The sequence below is a fragment of the Providencia sp. PROV200 genome (assembly GCF_049901995.1).
GTDB lineage: Bacteria > Pseudomonadota > Gammaproteobacteria > Enterobacterales > Enterobacteriaceae > Providencia > Providencia rettgeri_E.
Map to the genome: position 1 here is coordinate 3627805 of NZ_CP096307.1, position 19194 is coordinate 3646998.

At 40.1% G+C, this 19194-nt stretch carries 18 protein-coding genes and 1 pseudogene; 11 read left to right on the top strand and 8 right to left on the bottom strand.

Translation table 11 applies throughout. The features are described from left to right. Window positions 1-50 precede the first annotated feature (50 nt). On the top strand, window positions 51-1124 hold the full coding sequence (glpQ, locus tag M1E86_RS16645) for a glycerophosphodiester phosphodiesterase (RefSeq protein WP_125890493.1): 1074 nt from the start codon (window positions 51-53) through the stop codon (window positions 1122-1124). A gap of 61 nt (window positions 1125-1185) precedes the next feature. Here glpQ and epmA read toward each other — a convergent pair whose 3' ends face one another. Continuing rightward, window positions 1186-2163: an elongation factor P--(R)-beta-lysine ligase gene (gene epmA / locus M1E86_RS16650; protein ID WP_213914268.1), complete on the bottom strand. Its 978-nt coding sequence runs from the start codon at window positions 2161-2163 to the stop codon at window positions 1186-1188. A gap of 799 nt (window positions 2164-2962) precedes the next feature. On the opposite strand from epmA, the gene frdA reads away from it, so the two are divergent. From frdA to frdD, 4 genes are read left to right on the top strand one after another with little or no spacing between them, the layout of a single operon-like run. Further along, window positions 2963-4759, top strand: coding sequence for a fumarate reductase (quinol) flavoprotein subunit (gene frdA / locus M1E86_RS16655; RefSeq protein WP_426099160.1), 1797 nt, complete (start codon window positions 2963-2965; stop codon window positions 4757-4759). Next, on the top strand, window positions 4752-5486 hold the full coding sequence (locus tag M1E86_RS16660; RefSeq protein ID WP_125890495.1) for a succinate dehydrogenase/fumarate reductase iron-sulfur subunit: 735 nt from the start codon (window positions 4752-4754) through the stop codon (window positions 5484-5486). Before frdA ends, M1E86_RS16660 begins: the two co-directional genes overlap by 8 nt. A 14-nt stretch (window positions 5487-5500) precedes the next feature. Next, complete coding sequence (frdC, locus tag M1E86_RS16665) at window positions 5501-5896, top strand: fumarate reductase subunit FrdC (RefSeq protein WP_125890496.1); 396 nt, start codon at window positions 5501-5503, stop codon at window positions 5894-5896. A 15-nt stretch (window positions 5897-5911) separates the two neighbouring features. Continuing rightward, window positions 5912-6265, top strand: a complete 354-nt coding sequence (frdD, locus tag M1E86_RS16670) for a fumarate reductase subunit FrdD (protein WP_125890497.1) — start codon at window positions 5912-5914, stop codon at window positions 6263-6265. A gap of 76 nt (window positions 6266-6341) precedes the next feature. Here frdD and tetR read toward each other — a convergent pair whose 3' ends face one another. Next, the gene (tetR, locus tag M1E86_RS16675; protein WP_213914266.1) at window positions 6342-6941 is read right to left on the bottom strand and encodes a tetracycline resistance transcriptional repressor TetR; all 600 of its coding nucleotides are present in this window, start codon (window positions 6939-6941) and stop codon (window positions 6342-6344) included. 78 nt (window positions 6942-7019) lie between these two features. Here tetR and tet point away from each other — a divergent pair, with 78 nt between their 5' ends. Continuing rightward, complete coding sequence (gene tet / locus M1E86_RS16680; protein WP_213914265.1) at window positions 7020-8222, top strand: Tet(A)/Tet(B)/Tet(C) family tetracycline efflux MFS transporter; 1203 nt, start codon at window positions 7020-7022, stop codon at window positions 8220-8222. A gap of 310 nt (window positions 8223-8532) precedes the next feature. On the opposite strand, the pseudogene M1E86_RS16685 reads toward tet, so the two are convergent. From M1E86_RS16685 to M1E86_RS16700, 4 genes and pseudogenes are all read right to left on the bottom strand, one after another. Further along, a pseudogene (locus M1E86_RS16685) lies at window positions 8533-9717 on the bottom strand (MFS transporter). 52 nt (window positions 9718-9769) lie between these two features. Further along, a complete protein-coding gene (locus M1E86_RS16690; RefSeq protein ID WP_213914263.1) occupies window positions 9770-10534 on the bottom strand; it encodes a helix-turn-helix transcriptional regulator in 765 nt (254 codons plus the stop codon). 15 nt (window positions 10535-10549) lie between these two features. Beyond that, window positions 10550-11743 carry an MFS transporter gene (locus tag M1E86_RS16695; protein ID WP_426099161.1) on the bottom strand — a complete coding sequence of 398 codons (1194 nt, stop codon included), beginning with the start codon at window positions 11741-11743 and terminating at the stop codon, window positions 10550-10552. 39 nt (window positions 11744-11782) lie between these two features. After that, window positions 11783-12544 (bottom strand): hypothetical protein, encoded by a 762-nt coding sequence (locus M1E86_RS16700; RefSeq protein WP_213914261.1) that lies wholly within the window; start codon window positions 12542-12544, stop codon window positions 11783-11785. A 206-nt stretch (window positions 12545-12750) separates the two neighbouring features. Here M1E86_RS16700 and M1E86_RS16705 point away from each other — a divergent pair, with 206 nt between their 5' ends. Then, on the top strand, window positions 12751-12960 hold the full coding sequence (locus M1E86_RS16705) for a helix-turn-helix domain-containing protein (RefSeq protein WP_004908101.1): 210 nt from the start codon (window positions 12751-12753) through the stop codon (window positions 12958-12960). Between the two features lie 108 nt (window positions 12961-13068). On the opposite strand, the gene sugE is transcribed toward M1E86_RS16705, so the two are convergent. Next, the gene (gene sugE, locus M1E86_RS16710) at window positions 13069-13383 is read right to left on the bottom strand and encodes a quaternary ammonium compound efflux SMR transporter SugE (protein ID WP_125890504.1); all 315 of its coding nucleotides are present in this window, start codon (window positions 13381-13383) and stop codon (window positions 13069-13071) included. 268 nt (window positions 13384-13651) lie between these two features. Between sugE and M1E86_RS16715 the strand changes: the two genes are divergently transcribed. From M1E86_RS16715 to M1E86_RS16725, 3 genes are all read left to right on the top strand, one after another. After that, complete coding sequence (locus tag M1E86_RS16715) at window positions 13652-14560, top strand: EamA family transporter (RefSeq protein ID WP_213914260.1); 909 nt, start codon at window positions 13652-13654, stop codon at window positions 14558-14560. 341 nt (window positions 14561-14901) lie between these two features. Further along, window positions 14902-16995 carry a pyruvate/proton symporter CstA gene (gene cstA / locus M1E86_RS16720; protein WP_102138006.1) on the top strand — a complete coding sequence of 698 codons (2094 nt, stop codon included), beginning with the start codon at window positions 14902-14904 and terminating at the stop codon, window positions 16993-16995. 248 nt (window positions 16996-17243) lie between these two features. Further along, window positions 17244-17441: a YbdD/YjiX family protein gene (locus tag M1E86_RS16725; protein ID WP_004258665.1), complete on the top strand. Its 198-nt coding sequence runs from the start codon at window positions 17244-17246 to the stop codon at window positions 17439-17441. A gap of 78 nt (window positions 17442-17519) precedes the next feature. Here M1E86_RS16725 and efp read toward each other — a convergent pair whose 3' ends face one another. After that, the gene (efp, locus tag M1E86_RS16730; RefSeq protein WP_125890506.1) at window positions 17520-18086 is read right to left on the bottom strand and encodes an elongation factor P; all 567 of its coding nucleotides are present in this window, start codon (window positions 18084-18086) and stop codon (window positions 17520-17522) included. Between the two features lie 43 nt (window positions 18087-18129). Between efp and epmB the strand changes: the two genes are divergently transcribed. Then, on the top strand, window positions 18130-19158 hold the full coding sequence (epmB, locus tag M1E86_RS16735) for an EF-P beta-lysylation protein EpmB (RefSeq protein WP_125890507.1): 1029 nt from the start codon (window positions 18130-18132) through the stop codon (window positions 19156-19158). Window positions 19159-19194 lie beyond the last annotated feature (36 nt).

Sequence of the window (19194 nt, forward strand, 5' to 3'; positions counted from 1 at the left end):
ATGATGTAGCCCATTTTTTTACCCAAATAAAGTGCCAAGGAGATATAATCATGAGCTTTCCATTAAAAACATTGGTGGCTAGTATGGTTTTAGTGATGTCAGTGTCTGCTGTAGCTCAAGCTTCAAGTAAAGTTGTCATTGCACATCGTGGTGCAAGTGGTTACTTACCGGAACATACCCTACCTGCAAAAGCTATGGCTTACGCACAAGGTGCTGATTTTCTTGAGCAAGATTTAGTTATGACGAAAGATAACGAGCTTGTGGTCTTACATGACCATTATCTCGATCGCGTGACTGATGTTGCTGAACGTTTCCCTGACCGCGCTCGTAAAGATGGCCGTTACTATGCGATTGACTTTACCCTTGATGAGATCAAATCACTCAATTTTACAGAAGGATTTGATATTGTTGATGGTAAAAAAGTGCAAAGCTATCCGAACCGCTTCCCGATGGGGAAATCAGATTTCCGCGTTCATACTTTCCAAGAAGAGATTGAATTTGTTCAAGGATTAAACAAATCAACGGGTAAAAATATTGGCATCTACCCAGAAATTAAAGCCCCTTGGTTCCACTTACAAGAAGGCAAAGATATCACCAAGAAAACACTCGAAGTCCTTAAAGAGTATGGCTACACCACCAAGGATTCCAACGTTTATCTACAGTCATTTGACCCTAATGACCTAAAACGTATCAAAAATACCTTGATGCCAGAAATGGGAATGGATCTTAAATTAATTCAATTGATTGCTTACACCGATTGGAATGAGACTCAAGAGCAAAAACCTGACGGAACTTGGGTTAATTACAATTATGATTGGATGATGAAACCCGGTGCCATGAAAGAAATTGCGACCTATGCAGATGGTATTGGTCCTGATTATCATATGCTAATTAATGAAGAATCTACACCTACCAATATCAAAGTGAATGGTATGGTCAAAGAAGCCCATGACAACAAAATGGCGGTTCATCCGTTCACTATCCGTGTTGATAAGCTGCCAAAATACGCCAAAGATGGGCAACAGCTTTATGACATCATTTATAACCAAGCCGATGTCGATGGCGCCTTCACCGACTTCCCTGACTTAGGGGTTAAGTTCTTAGAACAACAGAAACAAAAATAGTTTCTGCACCAAATAAGAATGCAGCCATTTGGCTGCATTTTCTTCAAGTTGGACGCCTTAGTTAAGCGATAGTGACAGGGAATGCGATCACATCACTGATTTTGTCTGCATTTAAAGCAATCATAATCAGCCTATCCACCCCAACAGCGACCCCCGAACAATCGGGTAGACCATGTTCTAAAGCCGCAAGTAAATGCTCATCAATAGGTGCTGTCGGTAGCCCCATTGCCGCACGCTTACGGTTGTCTTGTTCAAATCGCTGACGTTGCTCACTGGCATCCGTTAGCTCGTGAAAGCCATTCGCCAGCTCCATCCCTTTGAAATACACCTCAAAACGCTCGGCGACTCGGTGATCTTCGGTACTGATTACAGCAAGAGAAGCTTGAGTCGCAGGGAAATGATACACGACTGCAGGCTTTTCTTTACCAATATGAGGCTCAACGCCCATGGTAAATAGCAACTGAAGTAAAGTGTCTTTATCTTCTTCGTTATCAGCGATATTGCTTAAATCTAAGCGCGCTGCAACTTCACGTAATTCACTTTTCTCAGCAGATAATGGGTCAATATCCAAATAGCGTAAAAACGCTTGCTGGTATGAAAGTAGCTCTGCGCTCTCACATTCTAAAACTTGTTGCAGTAAGTCATCCACTTCATTAATCAAACGATACATATCAAAATGCGGGCGATACCACTCTAACATGGTAAATTCAGGATTATGATGCCGCCCTGCTTCTTCATTTCTAAAGCTACGACCTAGCTGATAGATAGGACCACTACCTGCAGCTAATAAACGTTTCATGTGGTATTCAGGGCTAGTCATTAAATATAAATTAATGCCTTGTGCCGCACCTGGCCCCACAAAACGCGTTTCAAATGGAACAAGATGAATGTCAGTGACTGTTGCCTGACTCATTGCGGGGGTTTCGACTTCAAGTACACAGCGATCAGTAAAAAAACGTCTGATTTCCGCAACTATTTTTGCGCGCTGTAACAGGTTAGCGATGGGGGCGGTTGGCTGCCAATTCGCTATATCACTCATTAAGATGACTCCAAAATAAACTTAGTCGTGCAGTGTACCCACCTCACTTGCAACACACAATGCATTTACACTGATAAAGCGCATTTATCTGAGCGTCAGCGCTTGTGACTGTCGACATAATGAGTAAGTAGGGATAGCCTGATTATCCCTTGCTTTATACGATTAGGCAAAGCCTTTGCTTTTAGCTTTACATAGACTGATGGGGAGACGTAAATAAAACCGCCTAAAACATGATTATTTCTTATGTTATGTGACATAACTGTTACTAAAAAAACGAAACGATTCGCTTTCTCAATCTATTTTAAAATTTTCGCTTAGAAAATAAATTTATTCTAAAAATAAATAGTGAGACTCCTCGCAAATTAGCATTCAATATGAATTAAACTCTTCAGCTATAATAATAGTATTATTCACTTATTATTGATAAAACCCGACTAATCCACTTGGTTTTATACACTAAAACTCCCTGTGAATTTAATGATAATCATTTGAAATTCCTTTTTATTCGATGTTAACCACCTACAAAATCGAGTAATATAAAAACAATTTACAAAAAGAAGATCTACCTCACACTTTATTGCTAAATTTGGCCAAAACCCCCCTCTATATCAAATTTATCTTGAGTACTATTCGCTATAATTCACAGCATGATAAGTCATTATTAGCTATTATATTATTTACTATTAAAAAACAGATATTTCGTAGTTTAGCTTTAAGTTGAACTGAAAATGACATAGCTAATTATCAAAAGTATTTAAAAGAATTTATCAATTTTACACTTGAACAATGGAGAAGCGCAGTGCAAACCTTCAATACCGATTTAGCGATTATCGGGGCCGGGGGCGCAGGCTTACGTGCAGCAATTGCTGCCGCTGAAGCAAATCCCAATATCAAGATTGCTCTGGTCTCAAAAGTATACCCAATGCGTAGTCACACTGTGGCCGCAGAGGGGGGATCAGCAGCAGTTACTCAGGCTCATGACTCCTATGACTATCATTTTAATGATACTGTTGCTGGTGGAGACTGGCTGTGTGAGCAAGATGTCGTCGATTATTTCGTCGAACATTGCCCAACAGAAATGACCCAGCTAGAGCTATGGGGCTGCCCGTGGAGCCGTAAACCAGATGGTTCAGTTAACGTTCGCCGCTTTGGTGGGATGAAAATTGAGCGGACTTGGTTTGCAGCCGATAAAACAGGCTTCCACATGCTCCACACACTCTTCCAAACCTCATTAAAATATCCACAAATTCAACGCTTTGACGAACACTTCGTCCTCGATATCATTGTTGATGAAGGCCAAGTCCGTGGTCTTGTCGCGTTAAATATGATGGAAGGAACAAAAGTCCAGATCCGTGCTAATGCCATCGTGATGGCAACTGGCGGTGCTGGACGCGTTTATCGCTACAACACCAATGGCGGTATTGTGACTGGTGATGGTATGGGGATGGCATTCCGCCATGGTGTTCCTTTGCGTGACATGGAATTCGTTCAATATCACCCAACTGGTCTTCCAGGTTCTGGTATCTTAATGACTGAAGGTTGTCGTGGTGAAGGTGGGATCCTTGTCAATAAAGATGGCTATCGCTATCTGCAAGACTACGGAATGGGCCCTGAAACGCCACTGGGCAAACCTGAAAACAAATATATGGAACTGGGTCCGCGTGACAAAGTTTCCCAAGCGTTCTGGCACGAATGGCGTGCAGGCCGCACTATCAGTACCCACCGCGGTGATGTTGTTTACTTAGATCTTCGCCACCTTGGCGCAGAAAAACTGCATGAGCGTTTACCATTTATTTGTGAGTTGGCGAAAGCCTATGTGGGGGTTGACCCAGTAACAGACCCGATTCCTGTTCGCCCAACCGCTCACTACACCATGGGTGGTATCGAAACGGATCAACGCACAGAAACACGTATCAAAGGCCTATTTGCTGTCGGTGAATGTTCTTCTGTTGGCTTGCACGGTGCAAACCGTTTAGGTTCTAACTCATTAGCTGAATTAGTGGTATTTGGCCGCCTAGCAGGTGAAGAAGCCGCTCGCCATGCTGCTGAAGCAACACCAGCTAATGCAAATGCTATCGAAGCTCGTACCCGTGATATCGAAGCTGACCTGAGTAAGCTCATGAACCAAAAAGGGAAAGAGAGCTGGTCGAAAATCCGTGACGAGATGGGTATTTCAATGGAAGAAGGCTGCGGTATCTACCGTACTCCTGAATTAATGCAAAAAACCGTTGATAAAATTGCTGAACTGAAAGAACGCTTTAAACACGTCGAAATTACCGACCATAGCAGCGTCTTTAACACTGACCTACTGTACACCATTGAGTTAGGCTTTGGCCTTGATGTGGCGGAATGTATGGCTCACTCTGCAATCAACCGTAAAGAATCACGTGGTGCACACCAACGTCTCGATGAAGGCTGTACTGAGCGTGATGATGTTAATTTCCTTAAACATACTTTGGCATTCTATAACCCAGAGGGCTCCCCTCGTTTAGAATACAGTGACGTAAAAATCACGAAATCTCAGCCAGCTAAACGTGTTTACGGTGCCGAAGCTGAAGCTCAAGATAAGGCGAAGAAGGAGCAAGCTAATGGATGATATGAAACACCTAAAAATGGAGATCATGCGTTACAATCCAGAAACGGATAGTGAGCCCCATTTGGTGACGTATGATGTCCCTTACGACGAGCAAACTTCTTTGTTAGATGCGTTAGGCTATATCAAAGATAACCTCGCTCCAGACCTGTCTTACCGCTGGTCCTGTCGTATGGCGATTTGTGGTTCTTGTGGCATGATGGTGGATAAAGTGCCTAAACTGGCTTGTAAAACATTCCTGCGCGAATACCCGCAAGGCATGAAAGTTGAGCCATTAGGTAACTTCCCAATCGAGCGCGACCTTGTTGTTGATATGACTCACTTTATTGAGCGTTTAGAGGCGATCAAACCGTACATTATTGGTAATGACCGTAAACCTTCTGAAGGCCCAAATAAGCAAACGCCTGCCCAGATGGCGAAATACCATCAATTCTCAGGCTGTATCAACTGTGGTCTCTGCTATGCTGCTTGCCCTCAGTTTGGTTTAAATCCTGAGTTTGTTGGCCCAGCTGCTATTACCTTAGCTGAGCGTTACAACTTAGATAACCGTGACCACGGAGCAAAAGAACGCATGCCATTATTAAATGGTGACGATGGTGTCTGGAGCTGTACATTTGTAGGCTACTGCTCTGAAGTCTGTCCTAAGCATGTTGACCCGGCAGCTGCTATCCAGCAAGCAAAAGCAGCCAGCGCGCAAGACTTTATTATCGCCATGCTGAAGCCACGATAAGGAGAATTGAAGTCATGACAACAAAACGTAAACCCTATGTAAGGGAAATGAAGGGCGATTGGTGGCAGAAGTTGGGTTTTTACCGCTTTTACATCATGCGTGAAAGTACCTCCGTTCTGCAGCTATGGTTTAGCCTTTTAGTGTTATTCGGTGTATTTGCATTAAAAGGTGGTCCTGAATCTTGGGCAAGCTTTGTTGGGTTTTTAAGTAATCCAATCATTATTATCATCAATATTATTACATTAGCTGCAACGCTGCTTCATACCACAACGTGGTTTAATCTAGCACCAAAAGCCGTCAGTATTATTGTTGGCGATAAAAAAATGTCGCAAGAGCCTATCGTAAAAGGTTTTTGGGCATTAACGATACTCGTTACCGCAGCCATCTTAGCTATCGCGCTGCTATTTTAATCAACGGAGGATCTGATGAATCTAACGCCTAAACGTTCCGATGAACCAGTTTTCTGGGGATTATTTGGCGCAGGTGGTATGTGGAGCGCTATCGTTGGCCCTGCAGTTATCATTTTGTTAGGAATTTTAATTCCTCTCGGTGTCGCACCAGAAATGCTAAGCTATGAGCGCATTATGGCATTTTGCCAAAGCTTTATTGGCCGTATTTTTTTACTGTTAATGATAATTTTACCAGTTTGGTGTGCTATGCACCGTATCCACCACACGCTGCACGACTTTAAAATCCATGTCCCTGCCTCTAAATGGGTTTTCTATGGTGGCTCAGCAATCATTAGCGTAATTGCAATTATCGGCGTATTCACACTGTAAATAATTCAATCGCACATTATTTTAATACAAGGTATGGCAGCAATGGCCATACCTTTTCTTTTTTAAAGCTTAAAAACTACTGCTTAAAGCCTCGAATAAGTGATTCTAAACCGAATAAGAAAGCTACCGTTCCATCATCACTATCCATGATGTGTATCGCCTGCTTTAATAACAATGGCATTGAGCTATCTTGTTCTACATCCCGCTCACTGATTGCGGCAATATGTTCTTGCTGTTCTAGCACCGAACCTAACGTAAAATGCCCCACCGCGCTAATTGCATATAAACCGTTTTGTAATGAAAAACCGTTATCGACCATAAACTGTAATTGTTTTTCCACAGTAGCATATTGCTCTGAACTAGGGCGAGTCCCCAAATGTACCTTTGCCCCATCACGATAGCAAAGTAAGGCACGGCGAAAACTTAATGCGTTATGACGCAAAAATTCCTGCCACGTTTCCCCTTCGGCAGGTAATGGGTGGTCATGGTGCCGTTTTAGCATTTCAACCGATAATGCATCCAACAACGTGCGCTTATTCTTCACATGCCAATACAGTGTAGGCTGCTCAACGCCCAGTTTTTGAGCCAATTTTCGAGTTGTCAGCCCTTCCATCCCCACTTCATTCAGCAAGTCTAATGCAGCACTAATAATGGTTTCTCTATCTAACCTTGCCATCATGTTCCCCTATTTTTATTGACACTCTATCACTGATAGGGATATATTCCAACTCTATCACCGATAGAGAAATCAATTATGAATAAGTTTGCGATCACTGCTTTAACGATCACCGCCCTCGATGCCATGGGGATCGGCATGATCATGCCTGTTTTGCCAGCCTTACTTCGTGAGTATGTAACAATAGAAAATCTGGCAAACCACTACGGCATCTTACTAGCCCTGTATGCCGTCATGCAGGTGTTTTTTGCGCCAATACTGGGAAAATGGTCCGATAAATTCGGTCGCAGAGCTATCTTACTGCTTTCCCTTGCGGGAGCCGCTCTCGACTATACTTTACTGGCTTTATCTAGCTCACTTTGGATACTGTATTTAGGCCGTTTAGTTTCGGGGATCACTGGTGCAACAGGCGCTGTTGCCGCTTCTATTATTGCTGACAACACAGCCCCAAAAGAGCGTACAAAATGGTTTGGACGACTAGGTGCAGCATTTGGTGTTGGCCTAATCGCTGGCCCTGCGATTGGCGGCTTTGCAGGGCAATTCTCTCCACATTTACCTTTTGTTATTGCAGCCGTCTTGAACGCGTGCTCTTTTGTCGTGATCTTGCTTATTTTTAAAGATCAAAACAGACGTGCTATACAGAATGATCAAAATGAAACTGTAGAGCAGCCGGTTTCCTTCATACGGCTGATAAAACCTGTCATTTTGCTCCTTTTTGTCTTTTTTATGGCGCAGCTAATTGGCCAGATCCCTGCAACAACCTGGGTGTTATTTACCGAAAATCGCTTTCAATGGGACAGTATGCAAGTTGGGTTATCTCTGGCGGGTTTAGGCGTCATGCATGCCCTATTTCAAGCCTTTATTGCCGGGGCGATAGCCAAAAAATTCAATGAGAAAGTGACAATTATTGTCGGTTTTATCGCAGATGGCACCGCATTCATTATTTTGTCATTACTCACAGAGGGCTGGATGATTTTCCCTACATTAATTTTACTCGCCGGTGGCAGTATTGCGTTACCCGCACTACAAGGGCTAATGTCCGCTCAAGTCAATCAAGCTAACCAAGGTAAATTACAAGGGATTTTAGTCAGTTTAACCAATGCCACTGGGGTTATTGGTCCATTATTATTTAGTTTTATTTTTGGTCAAACACTCGCAACATGGGATGGCTGGGTATGGCTGATTGGTGCGATGATGTATGTTTTATTGATCGCATTTATTTTATCTTTTCATAGAAGTAGCAGCCAGATAGTTGAAACAGCAAAACTACCAAAGAGCTAAGTTTTAGCATGCCAACATTAAGTGCAATGATGGCCTTATCAGATTTGCTTTTGGAACATGACGTTAAGAGATATTTCAATGACAATACAACCTAAAAAGCCGAGAACGAAACCTGTAGAAGAAAGGCTAGACGACCTGATGAATCCATCATCTAAGCTTAAATCTTTGTGTAAAAATAGCGTCAAACTCTATGTCGAAAGGCAAAATATTTATATAGTTAATAAGGTAACAAGCTGATTTTTCGTTACTATAACCCTATCGTGTATTGTTATTTAATCCCCCTTGCGGGGGGACTAAATCATAGCTAACACTAAACAGGATTTGGTTTTGGCAACCAAGTAGATATAAAGTAAGAAAGCCCACAACCCGCAATAAATAGCCCAACATAGCCTAAGTTAAAGTGACTTAAATAACTAACAATCAGAGGGGTGATCCCACCGATAAATGCAGCCGCACTGTTATAACCCACTCCTAATATTGTTGCCTGCCCATTAGATTTATCCATCAGTACGGCCGATAAATTACACAATATCATCGCTGAATATGCGGACATAACGACTTGAGCGAAAAAGACGAGAAGTAAATTATCTAGCTGCAATGAAAAATAGAGTGGTACTGAAAACAATACCATTCCAATGACGCCCATATTAAAAACAGATTTAGCCGAACTATATTTATCGGTTAGCCAACCACATATCAGCATAAAAACTAACAATAGGCCGGACGAAAATATTTCATAAAAACTCTTTATCTCGTCTATCTTTAATTGTTGAATAATTAGTGAAGTTGACAAATTTTGAGAATAAAAAGTGACAGTCCCAGGGATGGTAAATAAAAACACCCAAAAAACATGGTACCAGCTGAACATTATTTTTTTGTTCAAATCACTTTTATAATCTGGTAATTTAGCTCTAAACCAAAAGCTAATTAAAATATTAATTAAACCAATTAATAATGGGATCCTCCACCCAATTGACTGCATAGCATCTTCAGATAACGTATTCTTTAGAATGAAAACGATAACTAATGATGCAATGACCCCACATAAAGAGCTACCAACAATAATTGACGAAACTCTAGACAGAATATTTCCATCTAAATCCTTAAATAAATACGTAATTAGAGAAGGAAACTCACCTGCAAAACTAAAAGAAAGGGCCAATTGTAAAATTAATATTGCTAATGGCGTATAGTCTCCTAATAATTCAATGGGTAACAGTGCCATCATTAATGTTGCCGTACCGGTTATCATACTTGTTAATACTAGAGCTGATTTTTCCCCTACCGTATCAGCATATCAGCCTATAACATACCCACCTAGTGGGCGGATTAAAAAACGTAATGCAAAAATCCCCCATACCATTTCCGTTGCTTGTGTATAACCTAAATTAGTTAATTCCGTACTTAAATAAGTGGATATAGCCGCAAACACAGCAATATCATAATACTTTAAAGCATTACCTGCGACGGCGCCAAACATGAATCTCCATTTCATTATTTATCCCTTTTCTATTAATCAATTTCCTTGTAGAAAAATATTCTCATATTTAAGGATAACTCACCAAAGATTCCAAACACGCAAGAGTAATGCCATTTTCTTTTAAAGCCTGAAATAAACCACTAGGTGAAGTATAAGAGCAACCTAGTTTTTCTTTAATGCGTAGAATACGTTTATTTTCTGTCGCTTCCGAACAACCTTGAATATAACTAATTTCCTTTACTCGGCAATGTGATAATAATAAACGAATAGTTATCATTTCTTTACGGGTAAAACGAATGTTACCAAAACGCATATAATGATGAACATCTAAAATATCTCGGTTATTATCTTCAATTTGTTGAGATAAGCTTATGTCCGCTCTAAGTGGTAAAATAATATTTTCATTATCTTTCCAGACATGCTGGGAGTAATCAGAAATAACAGCTCTTAATTTATAGAGCTCTAATAACTCATTAGATGAGAATTTCTTTCTTGAATTTATTGATGTAATTTCATATACACCGCCATATTGAGTACAAAAATCCACTTTCATTTCTTTCTTATCTGTTTTAGATAATGTTTTTTGAAATTCGGCAGAGTAATTATTCCAATATTGAATACCAGGGATTAATCTTTCCTTTACTTTTTTATCTAGATCATCATCCCAAAACATTAAAACCCACCCATAGTGGTTTGAAATAACTTTTACATCATTATTTATCACATCCACTCTACTATAAGTAACATCTATATCATTCCAATCGAAATACTTTAAAAACTTATTACCAAAACCAGAACAAGAAAGTTCTAGGTGTTTATTTTCTATATTCATATGTCACCCTTACATTTAAATAGTTAATAACCTTTGTTTTTTACTCAATAACAATGAAACAAATAGAGTTAACGAACTCAACGAAACAAAAACACCAACCAAGGAAACATCAATGAGGACTAAATAATTGATAATTAAAGGCGTTACCCCTCCTATAATCGTCGATGCAAGATTGTATCCCATACTTAAGGTTGTAACTTGTCCATTGGCGGGTTTTGCCACAGCATAATTCCAATTACATAAAACCATTGCTGAAATAATAATAATTGACGATTGAGAGATAAGTACTAATGATAAAACCTTAGTCGACATTAGGTAATAAATAGGAATTGATAGTATGGCAGCAAGCTTTACCCCTAAGTTAAAAACCCGTTCAGCGTAACTGTATTTATCGGTTAACCAGCCAACTATTGCCATTAAAATCAATAATAAAGTTGATGATATCATTGAATATATACTTTTAAATTCTTCGAGTTCTAACTCTTTAAGTAAAAACGAAGATGAAAAATTTAAGGTATAAAAAATAACCGACCCAGGAATAACAACCAGTAAAATATTAAATACCTTAAGCCAATCTATTTTTTGGCGCCCATCATACTCAATGGGTTGGTCTGGTAAGCGATAGCGAAACCAAAAACAGATCAGTATATTACCTAGACCTAATAGTAGTGGTATCCGCCACCCCACCCTTTGCATGGTTTCAGGGTCTAATATATTTTCGAGAATGAACACGACCCCTAGTGAGCCAATAACACCAACAACCGCACTTCCGGTTAACAACGCCGAAATTCTACCTCGTTCTTGGGGTTTAGAGTCTTTATATAAATAGGTAGACAGTGATGGGCTTTCACCCGCATAACTAAAAGATAACAACATTTGAAGAAATAAGATGGCTAAAGGCGTATATACCCCTAAGAGTTCAATAGGCAGAAATGCCATACATAATGTTGCACTACCGGTAAGAATACTGACCAAAATCATGGCCGGATTTTTACCGACTTTATCTGCATAACGGCCAATCACATACCCACCTAGTGGCCGTATAAGAAAGCGTAAAGCAAAAATACCCCACACCAGCTCCGTTGCTTGCTGATAACCTAAGCGAGTTAATTCTGCACTTAAATATGATGAAATCGCAGCAAAAATTGCAAAATCATAAAACTCAAGAGAATTCCCAACCACAGCGCCAAAACGTAATTTCCATTTCATAAAATGATCCCATATCCCTATAGAAAACCAATAGTTAAATTAATTAATAGGCATTAATTTTTCTAAGCTTGCTAATGTAATCCCATGATCTTTCATTACCGAAAAACATTCCTTTTGAGATGCCATTTCACAGTTTAATTTTTTTTTGATATTGTTAACCCTTATATATTCGTCCTCCTCCGAACAGCCTTGAATACGGCTAATTTCATTTATATTTCGGTGGGAAAGCAACAAACGGATGGTTAATACTTCTTTATTTGAAAATGACAACTGCCCAAAACGTATATAATTAGAGGTTTCATTACCCCTGAAAATAATAGGTGCGGTTTCGTCTAATTCAATTTTTTGGCGTAACGGTAATGCAACCGTTTTATTTTCAGACCATTTTTCATATGCATATTCAGAAACTATTGAACGCCATCGATATAATGAAAATAAATGATCATATGGGACTTTATGGTTCGCATTGAGTGAAAATATCTCAAATAAATTATTGTATCTATTGCAAAAATCAATTTTTTTATTTCCTTTATCTAATTTGGTTAAAATTTTCTGGTATGCATCTGAATAATTACTCCAATATTGAACACCCGCAAATAACCGTTCTTTTAATGATAAATCCATATCATGATGCCAATAAATTAATTGCCATTCATAGTCGCTTGACAATGCATATATCTTTTTTTCATCAATATCAATAATATTATAATTAACATCAATATCATTCCAATTAAAATAATTACATAGGTCTAATTTCACACTAGCACTTATTTTTTCCATCCTATTATTTTCTATATCCATAAAAATCACCTTTTAGTTATTTAAATAAAAATAAATATAATAAAAACGTTGAATCTATATCTTTAACACATAAAAATAAATATTCAAAGGCCAAAATTTAAAGGTATTCAAAATTAAGAATTATTTTTTTATCTTTATATCTCAATTGAATTACAGTTCATTAAAATAATTTAAATTATATTTATATATTAACTATTGGAGATCATATGAAACAAGATTGGCACTCGGCTGATATTATTGCAGCAATAAAGAAAAAAGGTTCTTCTCTTTCACAAATATCACGTTCAGCAGGGTTAAACTCATCAACATTAAATAACGCCCTATCAAGACGCTGGCCAAAAGGAGAGCGCATTATTGCCGAGTTTTTGGGTGTTGCACCATCTGAAATTTGGCCATCGCGTTATAACGAAAAATAACATAAGAATTGTTTTCTCTATGTCCCCCAAAATATCAAAAAAAGCGGGTAACTTTCTCTGTCACCCGCTTATTATTCATTTTTAATTAAAAAATGCTTAATTTGAAAGCTAACTTGATACTTTTAAACCAATTAGCCCTGTAATAATCAAGGCAAGGCTTAATAAGCGAAACATATTCGCTGATTCCCCAAGGAAAATAATCCCAACAATTGCCGTACCCACAGCACCAATACCGGTCCAAATCGCATAAGCCGTGCCGACAGGCAAATCACGCATGGCATAAGCCAATAGCCCCATACTCGCAATAATAGCGATAATAGTGATGATACTTGGTGTTAAACGGGTAAAACCGTGGGTATATTTTAAGCCAACAGCCCATACCACTTCTAATAAACCTGCAAATAAAAGGATAATCCAGGCCATTGCTGGTTACTCCCGTTAAATACTTGGGGCCGTCCCCATAATTAAATGACGTTTTTCAGGTCGTCCTGAATACGTGTGATGTGAGAACACATTATAAACATTCACAGACCCAGACTCAAACAACCAAAAATAACAAATAAGTGCAAATTAACAATAATATTTAACATTTTTATACTGTATTTTATAATTAAGCATCATAACCATCGCACTCAAAATTATACGCAGGTAAAGTAGGTCTCTTATCTGGCAAGTTCATCGAGAAAATAGCATGAGTCTCAGAGACATCTTACTCGCCCTTTGTGTCGTGGTTATTTGGGGTGTTAACTTCGTTATAATTAAACTCGGCGTGACCGCACTTCCGCCATTATTATTAGGCGCATTACGCTTCATGTTTGTAGCCTTTCCCGCTATTTTTATTTTTAGACGCCCTAAAATTCCATTCAAATTATTGCTTCTCTATGGGCTAACGATTAGCTTTGGTCAATTCGCCTTCTTATTTTGTGCTATTCGAGTTGGTATGCCTGCGGGTATAACCTCTGTCATATTGCAATCCCAAGCTTTCTTTACCCTATTACTTGGCGCAATGATTTTAAAGGAATCATTACAGCCAACCCACTTTATTGGTATGTTTATCGCGATTGCAGGGCTGACGGTGTTAGCCAATGGCGCCACTTCCGGTGGGCTAGATGATATCCCATTGCTCGGGTTAGCATTTACTTTAATTGCAGGATTATCATGGGCTTGTGGTAATATCACCAATAGAATTATTATGAAACAGGAAGGCTCAGAGAAATGCAGTGCCCTATCTTTAGTCAGTTGGAGTGCACTTATCCCAATCATCCCATTTTTAATTAGTTCATGGATATTAGAAGGTGAAGAAGCAATTATAGAAGGGCTATTCAGTTTTAACTGGTCAGTCTTTGGTGTCATTATCTATTTAGCTTACTTATCAACATTTGTCGGCTATGGGATCTGGGGAGTCTTACTTGGCCGCTATGAAGCGTGGCGAGTTGCTCCTTTTTCATTGTTAGTTCCCGTCTTTGGTTTAAGCAGTAGTGCATTATTTCTTGATGAGCACATTAATGGCGTACAAGTTACTGGCCTTGTTTTAATCATGTTTGGCCTAATTACTACACTTTTTGGTAAAAAAATAATTCAAAAATTAAGACATTCCTAGTTAACCCATTAATAATCGAAGGTTTTTTAACTTTCGATTATTTACCCTACCTTTATTTATCCCATCATAGAGAAAAATACATCAATAGTCATTAATTTCAAAATCAACAATAAATCAAGATAAAAAACCAATTCAATAGATAACTGCTAGTTCAAAACCAAATAAAATCCAATAAATAATCCTAAATTAGTGATACTGCCTACAATTATGAAATTTATCTCAAATCTCAATTGGGTGTATCGGTTTAGCTACTTTTTCTTTGACTTAAGTCTGGTTATATCTTTCTCAGTTTTACTTAAACAAATAACAAAAAGTAATCAACTGAACAGATGGGGATGGCTATGGGTAAACAATTAATATGGATTGTGCTCGCATTACTTGGTGCTTTTTCACTGGGTTACATCGCCTTAAATCGAGGTGAACAGATTAATGCCCTGTGGATCGTTGTTGCCGCCGTGTGTATTTATCTGATTGCATACCGATATTACGGGCTTTTTATTGCTAAAAAAGTGCTCCAAGTTGATGCAACTCGTATGACACCAGCAATTCGTCATAACGATGGCTTAGATTACGTACCAACAGATAAAAAAGTATTATTTGGCCACCACTTTGCTGCTATCGCAGGAGCTGGCCCACTTGTCGGCCCTGTACTTGCGGCGCAAATGGGATATTTACCCGGTATGCTTTGGCTACTTGCCGGGGTTGTCCTAGCGGGTGCCGTACAAGACTTTATGGTGCTGTTTGTTTCAACACGTCGAGACGGCCGCTCACTGGGTGAATTAGTTAAAGAAGAAATGGGCAATACCGCAGGGGTGTTGGCTTTAATCGCTTGTTTTATGATTATGGTGATCATCTTAGCCGTACTGGCCATGATTGTCGTAAAAGCGCTTACTCACAGTCCATGGGGGACTTATACCGTTGCGTTCACGATCCCACTGGCCATTTTTATGGGTATTTATACCCGTTATATACGCCCTGGACGCATTGGTGAAGTTTCTATTATTGGATTAGTTTTTCTCGTATTTGCCATTATCTCTGGAGGTTGGGTTGCTGAAAGCGAAACTTGGGCACCTTATTTTGACTATACCGGTGTTCAACTTACTTGGATGTTAGTGGGATACGGCTTTGTTGCTGCCGTTTTACCCGTTTGGTTGCTACTTGCTCCCCGTGACTACCTATCAACCTTCTTAAAAATCGGGACTATTATTGGTTTGGCAATTGGTATTTTAATTCTCAATCCAAATCTACAAATGCCATCTCTGACGAAATATATCGATGGTACAGGCCCTGTTTGGGCAGGGGATTTGTTCCCATTCCTATTTATCACCATTGCTTGTGGTGCGGTATCCGGTTTCCACGCACTGATTTCATCAGGCACCACACCAAAAATGTTGGCGAATGAAAACCAAGCTTGTTTTATTGGCTATGGTGGCATGTTAATGGAATCTTTCGTGGCAATTATGGCGTTGGTTGCCGCTTGTGTGATTGACCCGGGTGTTTATTTTGCGATGAACAGCCCGATGGCGATGCTAGCGCCTGCGGGTACACAAGATGTCGTCGCTTCTGCTGCCCAAGTCGTCAGTAGCTGGGGCTTCCAGATCACCCCTGAACAGCTCAACAGCATTGCTAATGATGTGGGTGAAACCAGTATTATTTCACGTGCCGGCGGTGCTCCAACACTGGCTGTTGGGATGGCGTATATTCTCCACGGTGCCCTTGGCGGCCTAATGAATGTTGCCTTCTGGTACCACTTCGCCATTTTATTTGAAGCATTATTTATTTTAACCGCAGTGGATGCAGGAACTCGAGCAGCACGCTTTATGCTGCAAGATTTACTGGGTGTGGTTTCTCCCTCCTTGAAACGCACCGATTCGTTACCCGCAAACTTGATAGCAACAGCCCTGTGTGTGCTGGCTTGGGGCTACTTCCTTCATCAAGGCGTTGTCGATCCACTTGGCGGTATTAACACCTTATGGCCGCTGTTTGGTATCGCGAACCAAATGTTGGCGGGTATGGCATTAATGCTGTGTGCTGTGGTACTGTTCAAAATGAAGCGCCAAAGATACGCTTGGGTCGCTTTAGTCCCAACTGCATGGTTGTTAATCTGTACCATGACTGCTGGCTGGGAGAAAACCTTCAGTGAAGATGCCCGTGTTGGTTTCTTAGCTGTCGCAAATAAATTCCAAGCAATGATTGATAGCGGTAATATTCCAGTTCAATATACGGAATCTCAATTAACTCAGTTAATTTTCAATAACCGCTTAGATGCAGGATTAACTATTTTCTTTATGATTGTTGTGGTATTACTGGCTCTATTCTCCATCCGCACTGCGTTGAAGGCATTAAAATCTGACCAACCCACTGCGAATGAAGTACCATACGAACCCATGCCAGCTAATTATGAAGAAATCGTGGCAAATACACGCCATCATTGATTTTCGCGGAAAAGCTTGTCACTGTTTAGGGCATATACTCTTTCTCCAAAATAATTCACGTTGGAGCAAGGCGGCAAAGAAGATAATCCCTAGGAGCATACTCCAGTATGTGACTAGGGTTAGCGAATGAAGCCAACGCAGCAACAGCGTGAAGTATAAAGGAGAAACGAGGAGCATACATAACAGTATGTTACTTGGGTAGCCGAGAGCAGCCAACACCGCTACAACACAAAGTATGACGAGGATTTATGTTTGGAGAACTGGGAAAAGCAGCCCGCTATTTAGGTCAAGCGGCAAAAATGATGGTTGGCGTTCCCGATTACGACAACTACGTCGCTCATATGCAAAAAACGCATCCTGACCAAACTCCCATGACCTATGAAGAGTTTTTTAAAGAGCGGCAAGATGCACGCTATGGTGGCAAAGGTGGTTTTAAGTGCTGTTAGCCACTTAAAATAGACAAAAAAAGCCGTGGCACTCGACCACGGCTTTTTATTTCTAACGATTCAGTATAGGATCAACCGTTATTTTACACGTGCAACATACTCACCAGAACGAGTATCAACACGGATCACTTCACCGATCTGAACAAACAGAGGAACCTTAACCACTGCGCCAGTGCTCAGTGTTGCAGGTTTACCACCTGTACCTGCGGTATCACCTTTCAGGCCAGGGTCAGTGTCGGTAATTTCTAATTCAACAAAGTTAGGTGGGGTAACCGCGATAGGACGACCGTCCCACAGGGTTAAAATACATTCTGCTTGGTCGACTAACCATTTCGCATTATCGCCAACGGTTTTTTCGTCCGCAGCTAATTGTTCGAAAGTTTCGTTGTTCATGAAATGCCAGAACTCACCATCGTTATACAGGTAAGTTAAGTTCATATCCATGACATCAGCAGCTTCAACAGAGTCAGTAGACTTAAATGTTTTTTCCAACAGTTTGTTAGAAATCAGTTTACGGATACGCACACGTGCGAAAGCTTGACCTTTACCCGGTTTGACGAATTCACTTTCTAAAACGACACAAGGCTCGCCATCTAACATGATTTTAAGACCTGAGCGGAATTCATTGGTACTATAAGTAGCCATGGTGATCCTCTAATTTATAAACTAAAAATGGCATAGCCAAAAAATGGTCGATATTGTAACTCAAAATACCTCATCCAGAGAAGTCTGGATACAACAACTTGCTGAAGCAATCACTAATCCAGATGAATTGCTGCAAATACTTAACCTAGAAAACCACCTTTCATCGAAAGAAGGCAGTGAGGCACGCAAATTATTTCCCTTACGCGTTCCAATGCCCTTTATTTCCCGCATGAAAAAAGGCGATCCACTAGACCCTCTGTTATTGCAAGTATTAACCGCAAAAGCAGAGTTTGATATACATCCAGGTTTTTCTACTGACCCACTAGAAGAGCAGGATAATGAAATTCCAAGTTTACTGCATAAATACCACAACCGCGCATTACTGCTGGTAAAAGGTGGCTGTGCAGTCAACTGTCGCTACTGTTTTCGCCGGCATTTTCCTTATGAAGACAACAAAGGAAATAAAAATAACTGGTTGATGGCTGTGGATTATATAAAAAACCACACCGAACTCAATGAAATCATCTTCTCGGGTGGCGATCCGTTGATGGCAAAAGACCATGAACTCGATTGGCTCATCAGCCAATTAGAAGCAATCCCTCATATAAAACGCCTTAGAATTCATACTCGTTTGCCTGTAGTGATACCAGAACGTATCACTGAAACGCTCTGCAAACGCCTTGCTAGCTCAAGGTTACAAGTCATTATGGTGACACATGTTAACCACGCTAACGAAATCGACGAGTCATTCACCAATGCTATGCAAAAACTAAAGTTATCAGGTGTGACATTATTAAACCAAAGCGTATTACTGCGCCAAGTTAATGACAACGTGACAGCCCTGATAAATTTAAGTAATGCTCTATTTGATGCAGGTATTTTACCTTATTACTTACATGTATTAGATAAAGTCCAAGGCGCTGCACACTTTTTAGTGAGTGATGCTGAAGCTAGACAATTAATACAGCAATTATTAAGTAAGGTCTCAGGGTACCTAGTGCCTAAGCTCGCTCGGGAAATTGGGGGAGAGCCGAGTAAAACACTGCTTGACCTGAACTTAAGGCAGAACTAGAAAGCAAAACGCCCAAATAACCATTTGGGCGCTATG